Annotated in this window: 21 protein-coding genes; 4 read left to right on the top strand and 17 right to left on the bottom strand. The window is 48.8% G+C overall.

Annotated elements, in window-relative coordinates; genetic code table 11:
• Positions 1-10: 10 nt before the first annotated feature.
• The 4 genes from ACK5NH_RS15550 to ACK5NH_RS15565 all read right to left on the bottom strand — a co-directional run bounded on the left by ACK5NH_RS15550 (position 11) and on the right by ACK5NH_RS15565 (position 3,796).
• Positions 11-1,315, bottom strand: a complete 1,305-nt coding sequence (locus ACK5NH_RS15550) for an ABC transporter permease (protein ID WP_416921513.1) — start codon at positions 1,313-1,315, stop codon at positions 11-13.
• Positions 1,316-1,323: 8 nt separating this feature from the next.
• Complete coding sequence (locus tag ACK5NH_RS15555) at positions 1,324-2,064, bottom strand: ABC transporter ATP-binding protein (RefSeq protein ID WP_416921515.1); 741 nt, start codon at positions 2,062-2,064, stop codon at positions 1,324-1,326.
• A gap of 98 nt (positions 2,065-2,162) precedes the next feature.
• Positions 2,163-2,534, bottom strand: a complete 372-nt coding sequence (locus ACK5NH_RS15560; protein WP_416921517.1) for a hypothetical protein — start codon at positions 2,532-2,534, stop codon at positions 2,163-2,165.
• Complete coding sequence (locus tag ACK5NH_RS15565) at positions 2,534-3,796, bottom strand: efflux RND transporter periplasmic adaptor subunit (protein ID WP_416921519.1); 1,263 nt, start codon at positions 3,794-3,796, stop codon at positions 2,534-2,536. Before ACK5NH_RS15565 ends, ACK5NH_RS15560 begins: the two co-directional genes overlap by 1 nt.
• Positions 3,797-4,167: 371 nt before the next feature.
• Here ACK5NH_RS15565 and pyrC point away from each other — a divergent pair, with 371 nt between their 5' ends.
• From pyrC to ACK5NH_RS15585, 4 genes are all read left to right on the top strand, one after another.
• Positions 4,168-5,199, top strand: coding sequence for a dihydroorotase (pyrC, locus tag ACK5NH_RS15570; RefSeq protein ID WP_416921521.1), 1,032 nt, complete (start codon positions 4,168-4,170; stop codon positions 5,197-5,199).
• Positions 5,200-5,330: 131 nt separating this feature from the next.
• Entirely contained in the window at positions 5,331-6,377 is a 1,047-nt protein-coding gene (locus ACK5NH_RS15575) for a hypothetical protein (RefSeq protein WP_416921523.1), read from the top strand.
• Positions 6,378-6,535: 158 nt separating this feature from the next.
• The gene (locus tag ACK5NH_RS15580; RefSeq protein ID WP_416921550.1) at positions 6,536-6,901 is read left to right on the top strand and encodes a nuclear transport factor 2 family protein; all 366 of its coding nucleotides are present in this window, start codon (positions 6,536-6,538) and stop codon (positions 6,899-6,901) included.
• 256 nt (positions 6,902-7,157) lie between these two features.
• Positions 7,158-7,451, top strand: coding sequence for a DUF3144 domain-containing protein (locus ACK5NH_RS15585; RefSeq protein WP_011621652.1), 294 nt, complete (start codon positions 7,158-7,160; stop codon positions 7,449-7,451).
• Positions 7,452-7,509: 58 nt separating this feature from the next.
• Here ACK5NH_RS15585 and ACK5NH_RS15590 read toward each other — a convergent pair whose 3' ends face one another.
• The 13 genes from ACK5NH_RS15590 to ACK5NH_RS15650 all read right to left on the bottom strand — a co-directional run.
• Entirely contained in the window at positions 7,510-7,848 is a 339-nt protein-coding gene (locus ACK5NH_RS15590) for a carbon starvation protein CstA (RefSeq protein WP_416921525.1), read from the bottom strand.
• A gap of 444 nt (positions 7,849-8,292) precedes the next feature.
• A complete protein-coding gene (locus ACK5NH_RS15595) occupies positions 8,293-8,517 on the bottom strand; it encodes a hypothetical protein (RefSeq protein ID WP_416921527.1) in 225 nt (74 codons plus the stop codon).
• A 350-nt stretch (positions 8,518-8,867) separates the two neighbouring features.
• The gene (locus tag ACK5NH_RS15600; protein ID WP_416921529.1) at positions 8,868-9,176 is read right to left on the bottom strand and encodes a hypothetical protein; all 309 of its coding nucleotides are present in this window, start codon (positions 9,174-9,176) and stop codon (positions 8,868-8,870) included.
• A 53-nt stretch (positions 9,177-9,229) separates the two neighbouring features.
• Positions 9,230-9,613, bottom strand: coding sequence for an MAPEG family protein (locus tag ACK5NH_RS15605; protein ID WP_416921531.1), 384 nt, complete (start codon positions 9,611-9,613; stop codon positions 9,230-9,232).
• A gap of 130 nt (positions 9,614-9,743) precedes the next feature.
• Complete coding sequence (locus ACK5NH_RS15610; RefSeq protein WP_416921533.1) at positions 9,744-10,298, bottom strand: AAA family ATPase; 555 nt, start codon at positions 10,296-10,298, stop codon at positions 9,744-9,746.
• A 71-nt stretch (positions 10,299-10,369) separates the two neighbouring features.
• Entirely contained in the window at positions 10,370-11,194 is an 825-nt protein-coding gene (locus ACK5NH_RS15615) for a cobalamin-binding protein (RefSeq protein WP_416921535.1), read from the bottom strand.
• Positions 11,195-11,209: 15 nt separating this feature from the next.
• Complete coding sequence (locus tag ACK5NH_RS15620; protein WP_416921537.1) at positions 11,210-12,247, bottom strand: DUF2235 domain-containing protein; 1,038 nt, start codon at positions 12,245-12,247, stop codon at positions 11,210-11,212.
• Between the two features lie 157 nt (positions 12,248-12,404).
• Complete coding sequence (gene cobO, locus ACK5NH_RS15625; protein WP_416921539.1) at positions 12,405-13,040, bottom strand: cob(I)yrinic acid a,c-diamide adenosyltransferase; 636 nt, start codon at positions 13,038-13,040, stop codon at positions 12,405-12,407.
• Between the two features lie 28 nt (positions 13,041-13,068).
• Positions 13,069-14,595 (bottom strand): cobyric acid synthase, encoded by a 1,527-nt coding sequence (locus ACK5NH_RS15630; protein WP_416921552.1) that lies wholly within the window; start codon positions 14,593-14,595, stop codon positions 13,069-13,071.
• Positions 14,596-14,785: 190 nt separating this feature from the next.
• Positions 14,786-15,388 carry a bifunctional adenosylcobinamide kinase/adenosylcobinamide-phosphate guanylyltransferase gene (gene cobU, locus ACK5NH_RS15635; RefSeq protein ID WP_416921541.1) on the bottom strand — a complete coding sequence of 201 codons (603 nt, stop codon included), beginning with the start codon at positions 15,386-15,388 and terminating at the stop codon, positions 14,786-14,788.
• Entirely contained in the window at positions 15,385-16,173 is a 789-nt protein-coding gene (locus ACK5NH_RS15640) for an adenosylcobinamide-GDP ribazoletransferase (protein WP_011621638.1), read from the bottom strand. The genes cobU and ACK5NH_RS15640 overlap by 4 nt, the downstream gene beginning before the upstream one ends.
• Positions 16,174-16,269: 96 nt before the next feature.
• A complete protein-coding gene (gene cobT, locus ACK5NH_RS15645) occupies positions 16,270-17,322 on the bottom strand; it encodes a nicotinate-nucleotide--dimethylbenzimidazole phosphoribosyltransferase (RefSeq protein WP_416921543.1) in 1,053 nt (350 codons plus the stop codon).
• 151 nt (positions 17,323-17,473) lie between these two features.
• Positions 17,474-18,074 (bottom strand): FecCD family ABC transporter permease (locus ACK5NH_RS15650; RefSeq protein ID WP_416921545.1); only part of this gene is annotated, 601 nt, incomplete at its 5' end.

Below are 18,074 nucleotides of genomic sequence, written 5' to 3' on the forward strand. Positions count from 1 at the left end.
TTGCCCCCGATTATTGGCTCTTAAGATAAACACTTGGGTTAGTCGTGCACACACGCCACGCGGGGTAGATGCCAGCCACCACAGCCGCCAAAATCGCGATCAAAGGCGCTATCAACCACATGCTGGTATCGAGGTGAGTTAAAGACGCCTCCAAGTCAAACTTCTTCGTCAGCAGCATCAGTGAACCCCATGCCCATGCCAAGCCAAGTAAACCGCCGAATAATCCCATTAAGGATACTTCCACCATATGTTGGGCAAAGATCTGCCCTTGGCTGGCGCCAATAGCGCGGCGCACGCCGATCTCGGGAGCGCGACGTAAAAACTTAGACAGTAATAGGCCTAACATATTGACTAAACAGACAATTAAGAAGAGCGCACTGAGGCCAACCAGCACCTTGTTATCCTCCGGCACCACTTTATTTATAGCTAACCATTGCTCTACATTGGACAACTGCACATCGGCCTTAGGTGAGCTAAAGCGGCCTAATTTCTTTTGTTGCTCAATATATTGGCGCACCCACTGACGGTACTCAGCAACTTGCTCAGGCGTATCCAGCTGCACCCATAATTGCGTCCAAAGCTTTTCTGAGGTTAAACGCTGCGCGTAGTTATTGATGCTCTCATAGTTCCAGCCATTGGTATTACCCCAACTGGCATACTCCTCAATCGGCGCTAAGCTATAGGGCACAAACAAGGTATCCACATTGCCAAAGGCACCGTTGTTAAGGTCGTAATAATTTGGGCTCGGCGCCCAAGGCTTAAGCACCCCGACCACTTGGTAAGGTTTAGCATTGAAATAAATCGTCTTGCCCACACTATTTTGACCCGCGAACAGCGTCTTATTCAGTTCATCAGTCAATACCACTTCGTAGCGAGCGTCCCTATCGACACTGTCATCCCACGCCTGACCATATTGAAACTCGAGACCAAACATTGGGAAGAAGTCATTATTGGTCACACGTACCCGAGAATGCAGCACAGGTAAAAAAGCTGGATCTTCGGTTTGCACTGCGCCGCCTGTACGGAACATTGAGGTTTGCAGTTTTGGAATATCGCTCTTGAGTAAGTTAAAGCCATCTTGATAGGTGATCTGTGGATCGAAACGATCCCAAATATCTGGGCCTTGGCTCCAAAGCTGCACCGCAAACAGTTGGCCAGATCTCTCCCCCGCAGGGTTGGTAGACATCATTTTATAGATGTTGAGTGTGGTAATAGTGATGCCAATACCGATGGAAATCGCCATGATCATCAATGCCGACAACATGGGCGTTTTTTTAATGCTACGCCAAGCTAAATCTAAGTAATAGAAGAACATAACCGCTCCTAGCCTTGGGCGTTAGCAACCAGTTTATCGACACTGCCGTGGCTTGCACTGCGGGCCGCATTGGGCTGATACATAGTAAAATCGCATACTTGACCATCGACAATTTGGATATTGCGCTGGGCACGGCGAGCCAGTTCAGGGTCGTGGGTAACCATGATGATGGTGGTGCCCGCCTGATTAATATTCTCCAATAATTCCATCACTTGGCGCGCCATTAAGCTGTCGAGGTTACCCGTAGGTTCGTCGGCGAGCAGAAAACGTGGCTCTCCTGCCAGCGCGCGGGCAATCGCCACCCTTTGTTGCTGACCGCCGGATAATTGGGTCGGCAAATGCTTCATCCGCGCGCCTAAGCCCACTTGCTCTAAGGCTTGATCCACGCGGCGTTTACGCTCCTTGGCACTAAAACCACGATAGCGCAGTGGCACCTCAATGTTTTCGGCTAAGTTGAGATCGGGGATCAAGTTAAAGCCTTGGAAGATAAAGCCAATCTTCTCGTTGCGTACGGCGGCACTCTTGTTATCACTGAGGTTGGAGACATTGATCCCATCTAAAAAATAATCCCCATGGGTGAAGCCTTCGAGTAAGCCCGCGATATTTAAGAAGGTGGTTTTACCTGAGCCAGAAGGCCCTGTTACCGCCACAAACTCGCCCTCATTCACCTCAAGGTTGAAATCCCGCAGCGCGTGGGTTTCGACTAAGTCCGTTTTAAAAACCTTGCTGATATTCTTCATTGATAACATTTTAATTTCCTTGATTAATTTTTATCTTTGCGCGCAAACGGCTTATAAAACGCGCCAGTATTCTTTATCTTTAAGCGGTAACGGCTGACACAAAGCCATTACCCCGCAAAACGGCCCATCACAACCCCACTCAAGGCATCGAACAACCCATTGAGACAGGCGAATATAAAGTTCACACTTTCCATCGAGACCTCGCTCACCAGACGCACTTCCTCAAGCGGATTAGTCCATTCCAAAATATTTAAACCGAGGAAAAACCAGCTATTGGCCTCACCTATGCTTAGCTCCACCGCCACCACGAGTAGGGCTAAGGCCAGAACGCCAAACAATTTGGATGACATCAGCAGACCGAGATCAAAGCTATTAGTACGCATAATGGACTCCTTTTGCACCATAGCCGCAGACTTTTTAGCCATCACGGCGTTAATACCTTCAACTTGATTAATAAGTAATTTTTGACTATCGGTCATCAATGCACTTTGACCTGTTCGGCATGGTTGAAGGGTTCTATACTGGAGATCACCCATTCGTCACCCGCTTTACCGCCTTCAATCACTTCTACCTGACTCATGCTGGTACTGCCGAGCTTAATGTCACGGCGGGTGGCGATATCGCCTTCGATTTGGTAAACCTCATCGCCGCCACCGCTGCTCATAAAGGCGCCCTTTTTAACCATCAACACATTCGCCCTGTGTTCGAGTAACACTCTGGCGGAGATACGTTGGTTTTGGCGCAGTTTAAGACCTTCGCTCTGGGGAAATTGCACTCTGGCTGTGACTTCACGGTTACGCACTTCGGGGGAAATCGAGGATAACTTGCCCATGAGTTTGGCCTCACCGAAGCTCAGTTCGACCTCCATTCCGAGTCCTAACTCGTCTGCATAGGATTCAGGCACCGCCAACTCGGCCTCATAGGCGCTTAAGTCGACCACGGTTAAGATAGGTTGATTGGCGCTCAAACGCGTCTTTTGCTCGGTCAGCCAGTTACCAATAATGCCGCCAACGGGCGCCTTGATATTTAAGGCTTCGACCTGACGCTCAAGCTCACGCACTGCTAACTGTTGGCGCTCCACTTCGAGTGCTTTATTTTTGACTTCGAAGCTCAAGGTATCTTTAGTTAATGCAGCGTCCTGCAATGCATGCTCAAATTTCAACTTAGCTTTATGCAGATCATCCTTACCTTTTTCATAGTCGATCTGACCAATAAGTTGACTTTGAATAAGCAATTCGCCACGACGACGCTCACGCTCGGCCGCTTCCAAATCCACCTTTGCCATATCTAAGGTTTGATTCACTTGTAATTGGTTACGTCTAGCGTCCAGCTTGGCACGATCAAGGGCGCTCTCTAAACTCGCTAAGAGGGATTTCGCCTGCTCTAATTGATTGGTTAGCCTTGGACTATCAAGCTTGGCCACAACATCGCCTTTGTTGACGCTATCACCAGGATTGCTCAGTAGCGTCACTGTACCTTCTTCTGTGCTGTAGAGGATCGGCGCATTGGCCGCCACTATCTTGCCCGTGGTTGCCACATCTCGAGTCAGGGTGCCAACATGCAAGGTTGCAGTAGTAATCTCGCTGCGACTGATGGATTGGCTCACTTTATCGCTACCAAAACTGGCCCACACTAAGGCGCTGACTAATAAAGTGCAGCCGCCAATGATCAGAGGCAACTTAAGGCGTTTGGCGGTCGATGGCACAAGGACGGTATCTTGGCCGCTGGTATCTTTAATCATGGCGTTTCTCGCTCCCCTGTCGGATGGCTGAATATGCCCATCGCAACGGACACTATTAAAAATCGATATCCTGTAATAGCAACGCCTATGCCAATACCACAAAAATACATATTTTCAATAAGTTATTAATAATTCAGAATAAAAGTGTCCGCGGACACAGGGAGTTTTATTAAAAAGTGTCCGCAGGTTTTCGGCAAAAGTGTCCGCTGGAGAGAAGTTTATAAGACTGAGGGGAAGGCTGAGCACGGGGGCTCAACATGCGTTAACACTTTTATTGGTGAAATGGCTGAGTTTCCCTTTACAGCTAAAACCTTGCCACATAAGATCCTGCCACCCTCGCAGCAGAAACATTCAACAAGATGAATCGCCCTATGACAACACTCACTATTACTCGTCCTGACGATTGGCACATTCACCTAAGAGACGGCGCACAATTAAAAGACACGGTTCGCGATATCAGCCGCTATATGGGCCGCGCTATCGTCATGCCTAACCTGGTTCCTCCCGCTATCGATACCGAAACTGCATTGGCTTATTACGATCGTATCAAGGCGCAAGTGCCAGCAGGCTCGCAATTTGAGCCCTTGATGGTGTTATATCTCACCGACAAAACCAGCCCAGAAGAAATCCGTAAAGCCAAAGCTTCGGGCAAAATCGTTGCCGCTAAGCTCTACCCAGCGGGTGCGACCACCAACTCGGATTCAGGCGTGACCGATTTGAAGAACATCTACCCCGCCCTCGAAGCGATGCAGGAAGTGGGCATGTTGTTCCTAGTGCATGGTGAAGTCACTGATTCATCTATTGATATTTTCGACCGCGAGCGGGTATTTATTGAGAATATCCTCAGCAAAATAGTGGCCGATTTCCCTAAGCTTAAAATCGTTCTCGAGCATATCACCACTAAGGATGCGGTCGATTTTGTCACTCAAGCCTCTGACAACGTGGCTGCCACGATCACCGCGCACCACTTGCTCTATAACCGCAACCATATGTTGGCTGGCGGTATTCGTCCGCATTTCTATTGCCTGCCGATTTTAAAACGTAATACCCACCAGCAAGCGCTGTTAGGTGCCGCGGCCAGTGGCAATAAGAAGTTCTTCCTCGGTACTGACTCTGCGCCACACGCAAAGGATCGTAAAGAAGCCGCCTGTGGCTGCGCGGGTTCTTATACTGCCCATGCGGCAATTGAGCTATACGCCGAAGCCTTTGAATCGGTCAATGCGCTGGATAAATTAGAAGCCTTTGCCAGCTTCAACGGTCCAGATTTTTATAATCTGCCCCGTAACAGCGATACCATCACCCTAGTGAAAAAATCTTGGGATGTGCCAGTAAGTTACCCACTTGGCGACAACAATGTTGTGCCCATTCGCGCTGGTGAAAAAATCGATTGGCAGGTCGAGTAAACAGGCCTTTTGACGTGATAAACGGTGAGCCTGCCGTTTATCGAGATCGAAACCGTTAAAAGTCGCCTCAGGGCGACTTTTTTATAGCCAGCAGATAAAGCCATAACCTATTATCTTTTAAGAGAAAATGTATGCATGCACGGAAGTTACTGAAGCAGTTTACCTCAAACCTATTGCTAGCCACAACACTATCTTTCAACACTTTTGCCGCCGATGAACTCTCAGGTGTCTGGCAAGGAACGCTAGGTAAAAGCAGTGTTAGAGTCTGCTTTAACCAGTACGGCAGTGGCAGTTACTACTATCAACGCTACTTAACTCCAATACAACTCGAGCGACAAAACGGTATTTGGAAAGAAGAAAACAACACCGGAAACTGGCAGTTCGATAGCTCAACGGCGCAGCAACTCAGCGGCCATTGGTTTAAAGATGGTTCGGACAAATCGTTGCCCATACAGCTTGAGCGCCAAATCAGCCCCGATAATCAAGATGACTGCAGCGCCGATGCCTACAATCTGCCGCTTGAAACCAAACCTTCACTGAGCCGCGGAAAATGGCAACCTTTTCAAACCATCAAATACCGTCCGCTGACCTATGGCACCGAAGTCGGCATCGAATTTAACGGCCCACAAAAAGGCATTCCCGCCATTAATCAGTGGCTTGAGAAAAAGCTCACCGATGATGCGCAGCTGGCACATACCTTTGATACTCGCCGCAGAATGCTGTCTCAAATGGGCCATTTTGTGGCCGATGAGACCTATGCTGAACCGATTTTCCTCAATCAACATTGGCTCAGCGTGCGCTTATATCGCTGGGCGGCGGGTTTTGGCGCTAATGGGATCAGCCAAGAGTTTGTCAGCTTCTCCCTCGCCGATGGTAAACCTTTCCATCCTTGGCAGTGGTTTATCGCCGATAAGCCCACGCAAACCTTGCCAGAAAGCATGAGTTATCAGCTCCCTCCTGCACTTAAGGAAAAGTTGTTTGCCAATGCGGCACCAGATGCCGAATGCCCAAGTGCCGACTGCTCTGGGTATTTTCAGCTCACCCTCGAGGCGAATGGGATTAAGTTTTGGGAAATACCCCGTGGCGATGGATGTGAACAGGAGTTTGTCTTAACCCCTCAAGAAGCCATGCCCTTTGCCACACCTTGGGGACAAACGCAGCTTAAGCTATTGGAGTAATAGCATTTAATATAGATTCATCATTAATCGCGATAGCGGGAAAGCAGGCTAAGATAACGATAATAAGCGTTGAAAGCCCTTTCTCGTTAACCTTAACGGGCTCACGTCTCTTGTCAGACTCAGCCCCTATTTTGAAGGAAGATAGCTTGAGCCAGCAAATGCCCCAAATAGCAGAACAAACAGCAACAGCCGAAGCCTTAGTGCAAGCCCAGTTAGTCGCCTATAACCAACATGATCTTGCAAGCTTTGTCGCGCTCTTTAGCGATGATGTCTGTATCTATCGCCCACCTGTAACTGAACCAGTAATTCGAGGTAAGGCAGCCTTTAGTGATTTCTATCAGAATGAACGTTTTAACTTGCCGCATCTGCACGCCGAGATCCTCAATCGTATGGTGGTCGGCAATAAAGTGGTCGATCACGAACGGATCAGCGGCATCCGCGAGGAGTCCTTTGAAGTCATGGTGGTCTTTGAAGTATCCAATGGCCTTATCCAAGCGATGTGGAGCTTTGCAACTAACGGATAAAGCTTGCAAACGAACAGCTTTGAGCAGCAAGATCCGATTGCAAGGGCATTAGGCTGCCAAAGTGCTCTTCGCTGCACCGAAAAATGTTACGCCTATCCCATATTTAGTTTAGGCATCTCCTTTTCGTGTGATATCAACGGATTCTGTGAAGCGCACGACTGTCCCTTTATCACAAAATACCTTAGGGTTATTGGCAATAGCCAAAAGGGCGAAACACTCCATGCCCTTTCACTTTCCCCAACAATAGGAATTGCTGATGTCTGATAACCAACAAGCCTTTTACGAACGTGCCACCGAGATGATTAAGCTCGCGAACCAGCAAAACCAAAACACCGAGATCCAAACCGGTGAGGTCAGTGCTTCCTTTATGTGGGCCGTCGCCCGCTACAACGCTTGGTTTGGCTCCACCAGCTTTGAAAGCAAAGAACAAATGCAGGCCAAGAAGCAGGAAATGATGGATTACTATATCGAGCGCTATAAAGAGATGATCGATGCCAATCTTGAAGACTATATCGAGAACTTCGACCACTACCGCGCTACACAAAAATAACCACTGAACAATACGCCCCAATTGCCAAAGGTGATTGGGGCGTTTTTATTGATATCTTCTAGTGACCACTGCTGGCGTAAAACCATACAAAAACCAGATAAAAAACGAGTGCTATGTATCCAAGGGAAATCAGTAGATTCAATTTCCAGAGATTTAACCAGAAATAGCCTGTGAAATAAGTTCGTGTTCTGATGTCCTGGTAAAACAATGCAATTGAAGAAGGTACCAACATCAGCGCAGAGCAACCCAGCATAGGCAATACCATAAACAGGAATCCTAAACCTACCGCACCAGCGGATGCTCCCGACGTTTCGCTATCAACAGACGCGAGCATAACGCTAGCCAAAATAATCCCTGTCACAGCCAGCATAAACCCCAAAAGTTGTAGCGTTCTCATCTTCATCCTTAAATATTAAGCCAACACAACCTCAATCAAGCGAGCAGCTAAATCTAGCGGATTTTGCGATTAGCTTTATATGCCAAAGGCAAAATCATACTCGACTAACTGCTAGTCTCTCTACTCCGTTGATTTGGGATATACGGTTTTTGCTAACACGCTGGGAGAGCTACTTGAATCCATAACTTTATTTCTCTTCAACCTAAGCCAAGACAAAGTTTACGGAAATGCACTTATGTAGGAGTCGATAATTTGCGGAAGAAAAAACGAGAAACAGAGATATTTCAACGGGATTGATGGGTAATTTTCGCTAGAGAAAACTCTAGCAGATAGATGTTTACAAGCCCAAGAGGGGCAAATAGGATTATTTGCCCCTCTCGCTATGACGCTGTGGCGAACAGCTTCTTACTTATGCGCAGCAAGAACAAAGATGATACATCGCCGTTATTGAGTGCATGTGTTTGTCGTTTGGCAGTCAGCAGCAGTCTGTCGCTTAAGCTGCTGCGCGTATTGCTCCGCCGCGGCTTTTGCCTTTCGAGCCTCTACCTTATGTTGCACATTCTCCACCAAGACCTTATCAAAGGTCTCCATCCCAAAATGGTCGGAGACATCCTGATAAATAAACCAAGATGCACAGGCGACAATGCCATAGGTCATTAGACGTAACATGGTATTTAAACCTCAACAATTGTATCAACAACAGCAATATAGCTGAGGTTTTTCATAAAGAAAACTGTCAATTTAATGGCTTAAAATTGTCAAATTACCACCATTAATCAATGAGATAGAAAAATGCAAAAGCCTTTAATTACATCAGTTTAGCCATTTGAGACAAAAATCAGGATTAAGCCGTCAAAATTGGATATGAACGTTTAAAAATGACTAATTATTTGACATGGTTTTTTAAGTGACAATAAATTATGTACTGCTTAACTAATGTCAGAAAATCGACGAAAAATCCATCAATCGTGATTTTTGACACTATAAACTAAACTTGGGCTAAAGCACTGCCTAAGTTGCTATTGGAGAATGGCTTTCTCGCCAGAACTGGAAGCACGACGAGTTAAGAGTTTAAACTCTCTGGATTTATCTCTGCCTCGATAAATTGAGCGACTGTTTTCAGCAATCGGCACCAAATAATGAATGTCGTAGGCGAGTTGAGTTAAGTATTCTCGACCAAGCTCACGATAGCGAGCAGATTCCTTTTCATTCAATTGGATCAAGTAGTTATAACCAAATGCACTCATACTGCAGTTGGCATCTAGATAAAGATCGCCCTCATGTTCAAACAAAAACCAGGCTCGATTCTCAGTATCCACCACTCTCATCTCAACTCCTTCGGTCTTAGATATTCACATCACTGTTAACCAACACCACGCCGTTAAAACGCTTGGAAGAAGACCCCAAAGGCGCTGAAAATCGCCACAAACCAAGACAATGAACGTAACGTGCCTTTGTTCAGTAGATACAAGATTTGATACACCACCCGCGCGACGATATGCACAACCGCTAACCACTCAGCAGTCGCAGTGACTTTGCCCGTGGCGATAACCGTCACTACGGCCAAACCAAAAATTAACAGGGATTCGAAGGCGTTTTGATGCCCAGCAAGAGCCCGCGCGCCAAACCCGGTTAATTGCGCCTGTTGAGTGCGCGGATGATGATTATCATAACCGCCCGCTTTTGCCATCGCCCAGGCGACGGGGCCTTTGGCCAGATACGGCAATAACATGGCGATAAATAAGCAAATGAGTAGTGTGTTCATATTGAAGAATTCCCATTGTTTTTGTTGTGTAAGCAAGCTTGCGGTTATTTCAGCAGATACATGCCCTCGCGGGCGGAACTGCTTAATTTAAAGACATATTGTCATAGCGTTAGTGTGTAGCGACAATGACTCAACAATCTGATGATTCAAGTATTTCAATATTCAACCCTTCTTCCACCGTTGGCGCTTGAAAGAAACTGCTCACATGCCAGTACACGACTTCAGTATCGAACTGGGCGCGTTCTGGCTCTGCCTCGCGGCGTATTGCCAGCCGGCTAAGACATAGATCATCGCTATGCTTAAGGTAAATGAGTCGATGGGGCGCCCCCGCGTCTAAGCTTAAGCTCAGTAACCAACGCCTTTGATTGAGGGTATTGGCAGGAAAATCCATGACCACAGTTAATCCGGCCTGTAGCAGTGCTTCAATATGGCGCTTCAGCAGCGGCTTTAGGCGTGCGGCGTAATAAATATAGGCATCAAAATCTTTAATTTCATTTGGATATAAAGTCGCTAGCCATTCATCTTCACTGATGAGCACGCAGCGTTCACCCTTGGCCAGTTCACGAGCTAAGGTCGATTTCCCCGCACCCATCTTGCCGCACAGCAGCACGAGTGTGCCCTTATCGCTGATTTCAGAATTGGCGCCTGAACTGATATCTACACTGACATTGATTGGTGTCGACATCTTTATCTCCTCCCCTTACACGCATTCCCTGCTGCAATAGACTATTAACGCACTTTAGTTACACGCTTTAGCTAACGTGCTTTATCCAAGGCATCACATACGGCTTTTACTCCGAGTAACGCTCTGGGCGTCGCGCGGTGCAATAAATCGGCATTTAATTGATAAATATGCTGATTTTTAACTGCGGGGATTTCGGCCCATTGGCTCCAATCTATGCCTTTGACATTGCCTTCCTCTTCGCTCTGTAAAATCACCTCGGGCAAGGTCAGTAACACATTCTCTAAACTCACCTGCGGGTAATCACTCGCCGCATCGTAAAAAACGTTTTTGCCATGGCAAACACCTATGATTTGCTGGATCCAACTGTTTTTCGCGATCGTCATTAAGGGCGTCGACCACAGCTGATAAAACACTTTTGGCTCGGATTTAGCGGCGTTCTCGCTGCGTAATTTCAGCAGCTGATTGCGATAATCAGCCGCCACTCGACTCGCCTGTTCAGTGCGCCCCGTCAGCTCACCTAATTCCTCAATTTCTTTGGCAATATCCTCAAGCGTCTTGGGAGAGCTGCTATAGAGTTTAAAACCTAAGTTTTTGAGTTGATTGATATCCTCGGCTTTATTGCCCGTGTCCCAGACCACAATCAGATCGGGATTAAGCTCTAATACCCGCTCAATCTGGATCCCATAATAACCGCCGATACTGGGAATTTTTTTCGCCGCTTCAGGATAATCCGCATAATCTGTCGCGGCCACAATCGACTCCCCTGCGCCAATGGCGTAGAGCATTTCAACCGCATGGGGCGAAAGCGCAATAATACGTTTTGCAGGCTCGGCCATCGCCGCTATGGGTAACAGCGCCAAGCTCAGACCGAGGGCAATAAAGCGTCGCATTAACATGATGTTCCTTATGATTTAATCGATGAATTCTTCTGGCCAGCCGAACTGCTCAAGGTAGGTCTGCAGGTTTTTAGGCCGATATTTAGGGTCTTGATCCCAGCGGGTTTTCACCGAGCGATGCAACAACACGGGCGCAACGTTAGGGTCGAGTGGGCGTAAATAGGACTGTTTGATCCGATAAAAACTGCGGCGCGAGTCGTGTAAGGTTGCCAAGGGATTAGGATGCAAACTCGCCGCTAAATGCGGCTCCACACTTAAATTAAACCGCTCTGCCTCGGCAATCATCCACGCGAGCGCATTATCAGATAATAAGGAGCCATCTTTATCAGGCTTGTAGCTGCCGCCAATATTACTATGAGCGCCAGCAAACCATACTTGCTGCATGTCCATATTATCGCGCACTTGCCAAATGGTGGGCTCAAAGTCGCTGCGGTGTTCGTCTATCGCCAAGGCATGGCGGGCAACACGCACATTACGGCCAATCTTAGTGTCGTAAAACTCGTCTTTATCTTCGAACAAGCCGAGAAACGAAATCGGGATCCCCATGGCGCCCACCGTATCCCACACGCCGACAAACTTAATCTCCCGCGATTCGTGGCTGTGCTGTTGTCTAAATTCAACGGATTTATCGCCGCTTGGGGCAAAGGGCGCGCTGCTTTTTTTATAGTGGTCAAAGGCTTGTTGAATAAGCCTCGCATCGGGACGCTTGAGGATGCCGCAATTATTGATAAGGCCACATAAACAGCGCACTGTGTATGCGCCTCGGCTAAAGCCAAACAGATAGATCTCATCACCAGGGGAATAGTTCTGCACTAAGTAGCGGTAACCATCCATGATATTTTTGTGCAGCCCACGCCCCGTCGCGCCGCCGATGGCTTGATCGTAATAGGAGCCAACGCCCCAGTCGTAAAAGACCTGCTGGGGTTTTCCATCGGCCGCCATCGGACTGATGGCCCGCGCCAGACGCAGCACATTAGTGGGAAAATCCACCTTAAGGTCTTTCTCTGGCCGATTCCAAGTTCCGTCGGCACAAATCACAATACGTTTATTCATCGCATCATCCTTGAGTTACCCATGCTACTCACGCTAACGGCTAAAGATAAAAACGCTAACGATAGTGACGCTAACGGATTTTACCGAGGAACAACAGCCCTAATGGGGTTTAAAGGACGGCTCGCGGTGTATAACCAATCCGCCTTAGCCGCGTTTTTTAATAGTCGAATCCCGGCTGCGCTTTAATGCCTGCTTCGAAGGCATGTTTAATCGGCTGCACTTCGCTAACCGTATCCGCCAGTTCGATAATCGCGCGGTGGCAAGCACGGCCAGTGATAATCACATGCTGCATCGGCGGACGGTTTTTCAGCGCCGTGAGCACCCGTTCCACATCGAGGTAATGGTAACTCACCATATAGGTCAGCTCATCGAGCATCAGGCAATCAATACTTTCGTCTTGAAGCAAGGCTTCGGCGGCTTTCCACGCCACGAGAGCGGCGGCAGTGTCCTTCTCTCTGTCTTGGGTTTCCCAGGTAAATCCGGTGCCCATCACATGAAAGGCCACGCCCGCACCTTCAAGTAGATTACGCTCACCGCATTCCCATGTACCCTTGATAAATTGCACTACCGCAGCTTTTTTGCCATGGCCGACCGCGCGGGCAACCGTGCCAAAACCTGAGGTCGACTTGCCTTTGCCATTGCCTGTGAGCACCAGCAGAATGCCTTTTTCTTCTTGGGCAGCGGCAATTTTAGCGTCCACACCCGCCTTCACTTTTTGTTGACGCGCCTTATGGCGTTCAGCCTTGATTTGAGCTTGTTCGGTGTCGAGCTGTTTGTCGTTTTCTGCTGTCATGATCTTCTGTTTATCCTACTGCTAACACTTATGCATTTATAATGGATGCGAGCTTTTGCATATCGAGGTGCTCGGCTAATACATCGGCCAAACGATTCAATTGTTGCTCACGAATTTCATTGATATCAATCGTTTGAGCATTCTCCAACCCTGCCCAATTAAGGACGAGCTGGCAGGCCTCTGGGCTGTCGAATAGCCCATGTAAATAGCTGCCGAGCACTTGCCCATCCTCACTTAAGCAACCATCGGCAAAAGATTTAATCATCTGGCTGTTCTCAGTTTTCAGCCATAGTGGGGCTGACTTTACCGCAGCGCTGAGATCAAGGCATTGGGGATCAAGGTATTGGGACTCACCGCAGTGGATCTCATAGCCCTTCACCTCTACTTGTTGCCCTTGCAGCGCTAAATGGCCTACGACCCTACGTAGCTGTTTTTCATCTTTAAATTCGGTGGTAATGGGTAAATATCCGAGCCCTTGGCTCACGCCGAGCGTGTCTTCAATCCCCATTGGATCGGCAATGCTTTCACCCAACATTTGATAGCCGCCGCAAATCCCCAGCAGCTTACCGCCGTAGCGCAGATGCTTGGCAATCTGCTTATCCCAACCTTGCTCCCGCAAAAAAGCCAAGTCAGCTCGGACATTCTTGCTGCCGGGTAAAATCAGCAGATCGGCGGCAATCTCCTGCGTCTGTGCTGTAGCCTGAGTTTGGAGCGACACATAATCAAAATCGATATCGGGGTGCAGCCTAAGCGGGTCAAAATCCGTGTGATTACTGGTGCGGGGATACACTAATACCCGCACCTTAAAACGGCTTTGTGCCTGCTTATTGGGCGAATCTATCAGCGCATCCTCTGCGTCTAAATGCAAATCATGCAAATAGGGCAACACACCCAACACAGGCTTTTGCGTATGGGATTCAAGCCAATCGAGACCGGATTGCAGCAAGCTGATATCGCCGCGAAAGCGATTGATCACAAAGCCTTTTACCCTAGCCTGCTCGGAGGGAGAGAGCAGTGCTAAGGTTCCCACCAAATGGGCAAATACCCCGCCTTTATCTATGTCTGCAATGATGATCACTGGGCAGTCGACCGCCTCGGCAAAGCCCATATTGGCGATATCCCCTTCACGCAGATTGATTTCCGCAGGGCTTCCCGCCCCTTCAACCACAATCGTTTGGTATTGCTGACCTAAACGCGCAAAGGATTCCAGCACGGCATTTAGCGCCATGGCTTTATAATCCTTAGACTTTTCCCCGAAAAAGGCCGAGGCCTCTAAGGTGGTTAAGGCTTTGCCGTGCACTATGATCTGCGCCCCCGTGTCTGAACTTGGCTTAAGCAGGATGGGATTAAAATCCGTGTGCGGCGCAAGAAAACAGGCTGCGGCTTGCAGCGCCTGAGCGCGGCCAATCTCGCCACCATCAATGGTGACTGCGCTATTGAGCGCCATATTCTGCGGCTTAAAAGGCGCGACCTTAACGCCCTCACGGGCGAGCAATCGACAAATCCCTGCCACCAGCGTACTTTTACCCGCATCCGAGGTTGTCCCCTGCACCATTAGCACTTTTGCGCCCAAATGCAGAGCTTCGCTTTGACTTGCAACACCTTGAGACTGGTTTTGCAACAAGGCTAAAGTAGAACTAGAGGCGATATTTGAATTCATGGGCAAGAACATCACTCAACGGAGGAAAATAAACTAACGGGGGATCGATGCGCTCCCACTAAAAATGCGTCGATAACAGTTTGTCTTAGCTGGATTTAAGCACCAGTGGCAGACCCGCCACCACTAAGGTCACATTATCCGCCACCTCGGCAACTGCCTGATTTAACCAACCCGCCTCATCGACAAACTGACGACTCAATTCACCCAAGGGCACAATGCCAGAGCCGACCTCATTGCTGATTAAAATCACCACGCCCTCAAGGGTGCTTAAGGTCCGAATAAAATCGGCGCGCTGCTGCCGCCAGTGTTCTAAAGGCTCATGGCGAGAGCGGGCAAAATCCAAGGCAAAGTCCGATTCCGTTGAAGCTGGCTCGGCCTCGGGGCTTTGTGCAAGTAGTTGATTGGTGAGCCAGAGTGTTAAACAATCCACCAGAATCACCCGGCCGGGTTTGGCTAAGTGTTTGAGCTTGGCGGTTAATGCCAAGGGTTCTTCGACGAGTTGCCAGTCGATCTCATCCCTAGCACGTCCATCCTGATGTAAACGAATTCGACTGCTCATTTCGGCATCGAGCGCCTGTGCGGTCGCCAGATAGCAGGCATCGAATCCGAGGGCGGTATACTGGCGCACTAAGGCTTCGCCGTAGCGGCTCTTGCCACTACGTGCGCCGCCTAGCACTAAATGGATCACAGTATGCTACCCACAACGAGCAGCACGAAATAACACACGATTTCGCAGATCTGCTGCGCCGCGCCTAAGGTATCACCCGTGTAGCCGCCGATTTGGCGTCTAAAGATCACTACAATCAAACGGCGCAAACCTATCATCACCAGTAACAGTGACAGCGCGGCAATGCCTTTAAGCACCAGCAGCACTAACACGCCGCTGGCGATCAAAATAAACAGTTCATTAATGCCTTGATGCTGCGCTAACGGCTTGGATTTACTGGACTCATCGTCGCGCACATATTTCTCGGTAAAGATAAGGCTGGCAGCAACGACGCGGCTCACAGTATGGGCGACTATCATCGCCGAGCCTGCAACCACGGGATCATAAAGCGCGAGTTCCACTAATAATTGCCACTTAAGCATCAGGACGAGCATCAAAGCCAAGGCGCCGTAGCTCCCAAGGCGAGAGTCTTTCATAATCCGCAGCTTGTCTTCCGCCGTCCAACCGCCACCGAAACCATCGAAGGTATCGGCTAAGCCGTCCTCGTGAAAACCGCCCGTTAACAGCACGCCTGTGACCATCGACAGCAGCACTGACACACCAGCGGGTAACCAGTTTTGGGTGAGCCAAAACACGATGGCACTGAGTAGCCCCACCAGCAGGCCAACTAAGCCAAAGTAACGGCTGGCTTTATTGAGTTTGTCGGCATCGACCTCAACCCATTTGGGCATAGGAATGCGGGTAAAATAGCCCATGGCCACTAAAAACAAATCTATCTCTTTGTGCCAGCTTTCGCGTTCTGACATAAAGCATCCTTAGTGAATTAACACTTGCTGCAAGGTTTAAGATTAAAACGGTTAGCTAAAAGTTATTATTTTAAATAAGACACTTAGCAGGGCACATCATACAACAGCCTCAATCCCGGCATCACTAAAACTCGCCATTTGATTGTAAAAATTTACTGCGGCTTGAATTAACGGCAATGCCAAGGCAGCGCCCGTGCCTTCGCCTAATCTCAGCCCTAAAGATAACAAAGGTTTAGCCTTTAAATGTTCCAACATCCGCTGATGACCTTGCTCCTCGGAGCGGTGGGCAAAAATCAAATAATCCCGCACATGGGCATTGATACTCACGGCAACCAAAGCCGCCGCGGTTGCAATAAAACCATCCACCACGACCAGCATCTTGCGCTCTGCGGCGGCGAGCATCGCCCCCGTCATCTGCACAATTTCAAAGCCGCCCAAACAGGCCAGCACTTGCTTAGGCCCTGTCATCGCACTCTGATGTAACAGCAGTGCGAGTTCGATAAGCATCTGTTTACGCTCTAAGGTCTCGGCACTGATCCCCGTGCCACGACCAACACACTCGGCCACATCGAGTTGCATGATGGCCGCCATAATCGCCGCTGCGGAAGAGGTGTTGCCTATGCCCATCTCGCCAAAGGCGACCAAGTTACAACCCGCCTGATGGTGGCGCTCGATTAACGCCTGCGCCATGGCAAAGCCCTTATCCACGCAAGCTAAAGTCATTGCAGGCTCTAAGTGAATTGCGCCAGTACCCGCGCCAAGGCGTTGGTCGATAATGCCTTCGACACCCTCAACCGAGGTTAAAATACCGCAATCAATCACTTCGAGATTGAATCCTAATTGGCGACAAAACACATTGATGGCCGCGCCGCCATGGGCAAAGTTTTGCACCATCTGCCGCGTGACTTCACTCGGGGCAATCGACACGCCTTCGGCGGCAATCCCATGATCTCCGGCAAATACCAACATAGTCGGGTTAACAATCTGCAACTGCTTAGCCCCTTGGATGCGGGCAATTTGCAGTGCCAACGACTCTAACAGCCCTAAGGCGCCGGGCGGCTTAGTCTTAAGATCGATCTTTTGCTGGATGAGTTGATCCTGCGCTTTACTCACAGGCTCGATTTGAAATGACGGGACAGATTGAGACATTCACACTCCAGTGGCAATTTCGAATCCACTTAGGGATTCGCTGCTCATAACTCATTCGATAACAGATTCTAAGATAATAACTACGACGCATTCGGCTGCGATTTGCCATACGCACTTAGTACTAAATTTAGGCAATTCATGGTTCAAGTTGCTAGTTCGACAATCTGCGGCGACGCAAAATCAGCAAAAAGAAAAAGCTACCAATCGCTGCGGTGATAATCCCTACGGGTAATTCCTGATTGCCGAGTAAACATCTAGCGAGTACATCAATCCATACCATAAACAGGCCGCCGACTAAGGCTGTCAATAATATTGGCTGACGACCGGGAAATAACAAGCGCACAGTATGTGGGATCATTAAGCCGACAAAACCAATGCCGCCACAGGTCGCCACTAAGATTGCAGTGATAAGGGAACAGAGCAGCAGCATATTGAGGCGTAACTTAGGCACATTCACCCCTAAGGTGTGGGCCGTTTCATCCCCCGCCTGCAGTGCCATGATTTGGCGTTTCCAACCGAGAATAATCAAAAAGCTCACCAGCACCACCAAGGACGGCAGCACCAATAGTGACCAATTAGCCTTAGCAAAACTGCCTAGACTCCAAAACAATACGGATGCGGTAGCCTGCGGACTGGCAAAATACAGCAGTAAGCTGGTCAGTGCGCTAAACATAAAGGAGGTTGCCACCCCAGAGAGCAACATGCGCTCCACTTGGCTCTTAAGGCCCAATCCCGCCAAGGCCAGCACTATC

The sequence above is a fragment of the Shewanella sp. genome (genome assembly GCF_047975355.1).
In the GTDB taxonomy this organism is placed as follows: domain Bacteria; phylum Pseudomonadota; class Gammaproteobacteria; order Enterobacterales; family Shewanellaceae; genus Shewanella.